The sequence below is a fragment of the Paenibacillus sp. J22P277 genome (assembly GCF_059383675.1).
Genome location: NZ_JBXENS010000019.1, coordinates 20,586 through 28,101 on the forward strand (window position 1 = coordinate 20,586; position 7,516 = coordinate 28,101).

5 protein-coding genes are annotated in these 7,516 nt (G+C 42.8%); 4 read left to right on the forward strand and 1 reads right to left on the reverse strand.

Annotated elements, in window-relative coordinates; all coding sequences use genetic code 11:
* Positions 1–2: 2 nt before the first annotated feature.
* The 3 genes from AC50YL_RS35960 to AC50YL_RS35970 all read left to right on the forward strand — a co-directional run bounded on the left by AC50YL_RS35960 (position 3) and on the right by AC50YL_RS35970 (position 6,531).
* The gene (locus AC50YL_RS35960; RefSeq protein ID WP_494838230.1) at positions 3–1,439 is read left to right on the forward strand and encodes a M56 family metallopeptidase; all 1,437 of its coding nucleotides are present in this window, start codon (positions 3–5) and stop codon (positions 1,437–1,439) included.
* A gap of 421 nt (positions 1,440–1,860) precedes the next feature.
* Positions 1,861–3,873: a peptidoglycan D,D-transpeptidase FtsI family protein gene (locus AC50YL_RS35965; RefSeq protein ID WP_494838231.1), complete on the forward strand. Its 2,013-nt coding sequence runs from the start codon at positions 1,861–1,863 to the stop codon at positions 3,871–3,873.
* A 1,128-nt stretch (positions 3,874–5,001) separates the two neighbouring features.
* Complete coding sequence (locus AC50YL_RS35970; protein WP_494838232.1) at positions 5,002–6,531, forward strand: molybdopterin-dependent oxidoreductase; 1,530 nt, start codon at positions 5,002–5,004, stop codon at positions 6,529–6,531.
* Between the two features lie 60 nt (positions 6,532–6,591).
* Here the strand turns inward: AC50YL_RS35970 and AC50YL_RS35975 are convergent, their stop codons facing one another.
* Positions 6,592–6,813, reverse strand: coding sequence for an ATP-binding protein (locus AC50YL_RS35975; protein ID WP_494838233.1), 222 nt, complete (start codon positions 6,811–6,813; stop codon positions 6,592–6,594).
* A gap of 259 nt (positions 6,814–7,072) precedes the next feature.
* Here AC50YL_RS35975 and AC50YL_RS35980 point away from each other — a divergent pair.
* Positions 7,073–7,516, forward strand: a 444-nt coding sequence (locus tag AC50YL_RS35980) for a hypothetical protein (RefSeq protein WP_494838234.1), incomplete at its 3' end; no start/stop codon positions are given.

Sequence of the window (7,516 nt, forward strand, 5' to 3'; positions counted from 1 at the left end):
CCGTGACAGCTCTGATTACTAGCGCATTGGAATGGGTTTGGACAACAACAATTATGGCATCAATGCTGACGCTGCTCATTTTCCTTGCGAAAGTGATTTTAAAGTCTCGAATCAAACCGCGCACGCTTTATTTGTTCTGGGTGCTGCTTGCCCTGCGACTTGTCATTCCTTGGTCTCCCGAAAGCTCGTTTAGCATCTTTAACGTTGTTCATTTGGCAAGTAATACGAACACATCGCTTCTGCAGCTGGTAAGTAATTTGCCGACAACCGCGGTAACCGGCACTACAACGATTCCAAAACAACCAATAGACGTTATGAGCAGTTCACTTCCAAACCCAGGTGACTCAACGTGGTTGCTGGTACTGGCATTAGTTTGGGCAATCGGAACCATTATGCTAGTCATTATCTTTGCGACAAGCAATATTCGATTTGCCTTAAAGATGAAACGGCAGCCACTAATTGTCGAAAGTGAAATTGTACTGTTATTCGAGCATTGCAAAAAATTGGTTAAACTGAATCGAAGCGTTTCCCTTATCGAAACCAATTTAGTGACGAGTCCGACATTAATTGGTGTCCTACATCCCAAACTTTTGCTACCGCGAGACGTGGTACATACATTGACGACAAATCAATTAAAATACGTATTTCTGCATGAACTCTCACACATCAAACGAAACGACATTTTTGTTAACTGGGTCATGAGCATGGTCCTTACTCTGCATTGGTTCAATCCGTTATTATGGCTCGCGTATCACAAGATGCGTGAAGACCAGGAAATAGCGTGTGATTCACAAGCGTTGTCTTATATTGAAGCTAATGAATCCGAAGCGTACGCGTTTACGATCATTAAACTGTTAGAAAATTTTTCGTTGTCAGCTCCCTTTGTCCAAACCGCGGGTATCTTGAGTAATAAAGATCAGCTAAAGCGGAGACTCATTATGATCACGAAAAATAACAAGCACGCAAAAATATCGCTATTGGGGATGGCCGCGGTTTTGCTTCTTGCCGGGTGTGCTTTGACAATGCCGAATACCAATGAACGAGATTCAAGATCATTCGAAGAACGAACAAGTATGTCCGCTCAAGAATTTGAAAAAGCGCCTCTTGCATCTGCAAATAAGATCATTAGTGATTATTTCGAGGCAATAATGAATACAAAAGACAGAGATGGAACTAAGCTCATTAACTATAAAATCTTAAACACCACGGCTTCCAATAACAACGATTTCAAAGTATCAGTTAAACCAACATATGCTGAAGATTTTGATTATCCTCCGACAGACTATCATATTGTTAAAAATGGCGATTCTTATCAGGTCGAAAAACAATATTGCATATATGATATGGATCCAAAATCTTCAACCTATGGTACAGTACGATGCACTGCGAATTTTATTGAACGTCCAGACGGTACTGTATCGATTCCATATCCATCATGATGTATGAGTTCATGGCAGACGGCAGCCGACACAGAATAAGCTTTCTAGCTCACCCTCAAAATAGTACGTGCAGCTAATTAATCCCCTTCAGGTAACATACGAGATAGACATCGTTAAGGTGACTTCTCTTATCGACCGGGAGGGGATTTTGGTCTGGAAGCTTGAAAGACGAGCGTAGAACGATATATCGGAATCAACGAAACAAGACTGATCGAACTGAGGAAGCCTAAACGTTTTAGATATTATCTGGCGATGAATTCTTGAGATTGTGTGGAAAACCTCAGTTAGTTGGCTGTAATTTAATTAGTCTGAAAATATAAATAGATCGAACCATACTAGAAACTTTCATGGGGACACAATCGTTATTAGTAAAAACACATTTTTCCAAAAATAGATGATTTATCTCTTAAGGAGAGTAAAGATGATAAAGCGCAATATAACGGATCAGGAGGATCAAACTAAACGTAATCGAACTACATTCACCATGCGATTGAATGCTTTTTTTGGTGTAACCTTTCTCTTGTTCAGCATACTGATTGTGAAACTTGCCATTTTGCAGTTTGTTGATGGTCCTACACTTCAAGAAGAGTTTGATCAAAACAGTACAAATAAAGTAAAAATCCCACCAATTCGCGGGAATATTTTAGATTCAACGGGAGCTCCAATTGCCTACTCAACATCGACACAGTCGCTGTATTTTACAATTCCATCTACTTTTGAAACGGAGGATGCCCCACAATTAGCAACAAGGCTTTTGGAAGTTTTTACGAAATATGGTGATCCCAAACAAGCCCTGAACCTTGAGGAAATTATTAAACGTATGGATATGGATCATGTCATGAATACATACGCGGTGCCGCGCCGAATAAAAGTCGGACTATCAAAATCTGAAATTGCTTTTTTCGCTGAAAATCGAGAGGCTTATCCTGGGATTGATATAGTAGAAGAAAGTGTACGTAATTATGATAACGATAAAGTCGCTGTTCAATTGGTCGGGTATCTAAAAAAGTTCCGAGGCGTTCGAGAAACCATGAGCAAATATGAGAATATAGCGAATGCTGAAGATGCGAAGATACAATACATTGACGATGAAACTGTAGGTGTCGACGGTCTTGAATATATGTATCAAGATGTGTTACGCGGTCAGAACGGACTTAAGATTTATCCCGTGGATGCACATAATACGATCATCGGGCCACCTACCATAACCACGCCAGTCAAGGGAGATAACCTCTACCTTACAATTGACAAGCGAGTGCAGCTACTCACACAGCAAGCAATCATGGATCATCTTGCTTATATGCAACACTCCACTTCTGTACCGTGGCGCGATGGTAGTGATGCAACAACGGGTTATGCCGTTGCTATGGAGGTAAAAACGGGAAAGGTTGTCGCAATGGCGAGTATGCCAGATTACAATCCCAATGTATGGTCAGGAGGATCAATTAGCACCGAAGAATTAGCGAGCATCTCAGATTTCCAAAACAACGGTACCATTCGTCAATCATATGCCCCCTATCCAACTAAGGAGGAACGCGATCGGCATCCGTCATCAATCGTGTACTTGGGCTCTACGCAAAAGCCACTTTCTGTTTTAATCGGGTTAAATGAGCATTTGTTCACAACAAGTACCACTTATATGGATAAAGGTGTCTATTATTTCGGCAAGATCGGCTCACAGGTACCCATACACGATTCTCAAGGCCATGCTTATGGGTTGATCGACCCTGCAGCTGCGATTGCACATTCGTCCAACACGTTTATGGCGGAGAAAGTAGGAAACCCGTTATACATGAAATATAAAGGTACGAAGGGCGTAGATGTCTGGGATAACTACATGAAACAGTTTGGCTTGGGCGTGTCAACCGAAAGTGGGTTGCTGGGAGAAATTAAAGGCGTAATTGAATACTATCATGAAGCCGAAAGTGCGAGTCCACAGTCTGCACTCATTCGAGCTTCTTTTGGACAACAAGCAAAGTATACAACGCTGCAATTAGCACAGTATGCAGCCATGTTAGGTAGTCGCGGAAAACGAATGCAGCCTCAATTTGTGAATAAAATCGTGAGTCAAGATGGTAAAGTCGTACAAGATTTTTCCCCTAAAATTTTAAATACAATTTCCTTCCCGAAAGCGTACTGGGATGAGATCGACGAAGGGATGAGTAAAGTTTCCGTGCAAGGCTTCGATGATTTTAAATACTCTTTTTTAAGGAAAACAGGGACTTCCGAACAAGATGCCGGCGATAGGAAAAAGGTTGAGAATTCTGTATTTATCGCACTCTCCCCCGCAGAGGATCCAGTTCTTGCGGTGGCCGTTGTCGTACCAGACGGAGGTTTTGGGGCTTACGGAGCAGCTCCAATTGCTCGTAAGATCTTTGATGCCTATGACGAATTTATTGGACTCGATGGAAAGCCCCATCCAAAAACGTCCTGATTGGTGTGCCACATCTGTCGGCATCGTAAACGCCCAAGGGAAGGAATCATTTGAAGAAAAGGTAGCCTTACCTATTGAGGGACTTGTGAATGCACCCATCGAATCTGCAAACACGGTTATCACCAAATACATTGAAGTTAATAAAGAACTCGGGGACAAAGGCTGCGCTGTTTTGCGAATTTCGAAATTATAAATACGTATTTTACAAATCTCGAGGACATAAAGTGTCGGTAATTCTCAGTAATACCGGTCCTGGGGAATTAGTATTACACCCACTGAGTATTACATTAGAAAATTGACTCAGGTTGAAGTTAGTCAAACAGGCACTAAATAAGGGAGAGCTCCCAGTTTAGGTGCATTTCATTCGGGATATGCCGCAAGTAGCATAAGTAACGTTATACAAATAAGTTGAAAGGGGAGCAAGGAATGCTTGATTCCAGCTTTGCCTTTATTACAATAATCGAGATAGGAGTACCTATTCTCGTTATCCTTTAAAAAGCGATTCATCTTCTATATAACCAGTACATTGGTATTGATTTATGGGGCAAAGGTTATTTCAGTGGTGTCTTTTCCCATTCGTATTGACCATAGGCTGATTGAAAATATGAGAACAAGTGGTATTTCATTTCTTATAACCGAGCTTCATAAAGGCTCTGGATGGGCATGGCCATTACGTATGACATTGTAGTAGCTCATAAGGGTGAGATTGAAGTCAGCAGTGCACTTCGTCAGGGAACCCGCATTGAAATATGGCTGTAATTGAGCAACCGGATTTTCAAGGTTCTTAGGCTTGTACTGCTATTTCAAGTGGGTGGGGGGCTGTTGAGCACCCTCGGTATAAAGTGTTGAGATTTGTAAATTTCCTTTGTAGGAACGGCAGCTGCAGATACCTCGCAGCTGCCCGTTATTAAGTTTTGACTGGTCAATACAATCGATATATTTTTCCCGTCCCTCGACAACGAGACCGTCGGTCAACTCCGTGGCAGCTTAATGGTTTTACTAAGCTTCAGTAACCGTCAATTACGATCTTTCATTTTGTAACTCAAGATGGTTAAAATTACGTTTCTTTGCTAAAAATAAATTCTAGAGCTGTTCTGTCTATATTTAGTTGAAGAGGTGGATTTGTTCATGCGCGACATTCATTTGGTCCCAGTTTCCTATATGCCATCAGAAAATCTTGAATTCCCCATGGTTGCCGACCTCCAAACCATTACACCGAATCAATTATTTTACGTAAGAAATCATTTTGAATACCCAACAATCGATATAAACACCTGGTACCTTTCAATTGAAGAATTAGTGGATCAACCAATTAAATTTACGTATGCTGATTTGAAAAACATGAATAAGGTCACGCTATCCGCTACACTAGAGTGTGCAGGAAACAAGCGTTCGTTATTTGAAAGGAAAGCACAAGGTAACCAATTCAAGCTCGGTGCGATAAGCAACGCCATTTGGGGAGGCGTTCGACTGAAGGATGTATTAGACCAAGCAGGTGTATCCCCAAGTGCGACTGAGATTGTTTTTGAAGGATTAGATTATGGTCAGCGAAATGACATGGATGGACAAGTATTTTTCAAAAGAAGTCTTCCTGTTGCCAAGGCACTTCACCCAGATACTTTACTGGCTTATGAAATGAATGGTGAACCGCTCTCCGATAAACATGGTTTTCCAATAAGACTAATTGTGCCTGGATGGTATGCGGTTGCATCTGTTAAATGGCTGCATAGGATCAGAGTTGTAGATCAGCCATTCAAGGGACCTTTTCAAAGTATAGATTATGTCATTCTAAAAAAAGCAAACGACTACAAACATGCACTACCGCTATCACCAGTTTTAATCAATTCAACGATAGCATCTCCTACAGAAGAGGAAGAGATGGCTGTTGGCACCCACGTGGTACAAGGGTATGCTTGGGCTGGTGAGCATTCTGTAACGAAAGTAGAGATTAGCACAGATGGCGGGACACTCTGGACTGAAGCAAACATACTTGATTCTGATGTTCCCTATTCATGGAGGAGATGGTCTTTTGCGTGGGATGCGCAAAAACCAGGTCAATACACGATTATGAGCAAGGCAACGAACGATCATGGAGAAGTTCAACCGCTAAAGGCTGAATGGAATGTAAAAGGTTACCAAAATAACTCCATCCACGCCGTAAATGTTCATGTGACAGCCCCTAACTTGGTAAATTCAGTAAATAATATTCTACAGGAAACAAAACAACAAGGAGTGTTTGAGTTGCTTACATTGGAGATTGCGAAACAATTGCTCGAGGTTGCGGAACAGAAAGCTCGTCAAATGGGACTCGCCTTAGATATCGCAATCGTCGACGCCGGGGCGAACTTGATCGCCTTCCACCGGATGGACTATGCCCGGATTGCCGGGATCGAAATCTCCAAGGGGAAGGCCTGGACGAGTGTAGCCATGCAAATGCCCACGGCTAACTTAGCACAGTCGGCGCTTCCCGGCGGTCAACACTTTGGGGTCAACACGACAAACCAAGGGACAGTCACCATCTTGGGAGGCGGCATCCCACTCGTTCACGAAGGCATGACCGTTGGTGGTATCGGCGTCGCCGGAGGCACCATGGAGCAAGACATGGAAGTGGCCAATGCCGCCGTTCAAGCGTTCGCCGCTGTAGTAGGAATGAAATAGCAGTACAAAAGAGACAATTTTACCGCCTTTTCAAAAGGGCGGTTTTTCTTTGTTCAAAACTCAACATTTGAATTTAACACGATTATTGCGATCCGGATCGAGAAGGGTATTCACCTGACTGTCAGTTCTTTCCCTGGGGAAAAAGACCGTAAAATTCGTTCCCTCATCCGGTCGACTCCGAACGTGAATGAACCCGCCATGCGCCTTGACGAACTGATGGGCAATGGACAACCCAAGCTCCGTCGGGTTCGAGTGGTAGCCGTAGAGACGAATTTGAAACATTTTTTCTGAAACGAAACATATTTATCCGGTAGAAATTGGTCATAAAGGGTGGATTTCAACAGAACGAAAACTTCCCAGCGGAGGTTTTTTCTTTTTGGACGAGAGCCGGTGAGTGAGAAATCGGGCATGAGATTTTTCATGGGATCGACGATCGTTTGTGATATTTATCATCCGCAATCAATGAATGAATCCACTAGTGGAAGGGGGCGGTTTCGGAGATACTTGAGATATCAATTGACGGTAAAGGAAGTGGTGTTATATGAATGCAACAACAATTAAATCAGTAAAAGGTGAATATAGTTTGACGAGGAAGAAGGTCGTTTGGCTTCTCGTACTCGGAGTCATTCTAACTGCTTTAACCGCTTGCATTTGGCTTTACTTACCGCGTGAAGTGGATGCACGACTGGAAGGAGTAAAATACCGTCTGGGCACGGAGAATGCCTCCGAAGTCGAATCCGCCACCATTCATATCGAGGGTACCATCCGTCGAACTCTGAAAGGGCATCGACTATTTCGGGGAACGGTAGAGGTCGAAGGCGAACCAATGCGAATACCGAACAATCAAATGTCAAACCGTACGTTTATCGCCCGTAGGGGGGAAGGCTTTTTGTTAGTGTACCATTGGTTTGAGGACGGGACCATAAAAAGTTTTCCTTTAGGCAAACTATATGTCGATGACGACTTCAGCCTTATTACACTAGCA

Bases quoted from the DNA above. Each gene is read 5' to 3' on its own strand.
- AC50YL_RS35965 (WP_494838231.1), top strand. From the start codon at position 1,861: ATGATAAAGCGCAATATAACGGATCAGGAGGATCAAACTAAACGTAAT.
- AC50YL_RS35975 (WP_494838233.1), bottom strand. From the start codon at position 6,813: ATGTTTCAAATTCGTCTCTACGGCTACCACTCGAACCCGACGGAGCTT.
- AC50YL_RS35970 (WP_494838232.1), top strand. From the start codon at position 5,002: ATGCGCGACATTCATTTGGTCCCAGTTTCCTATATGCCATCAGAAAAT.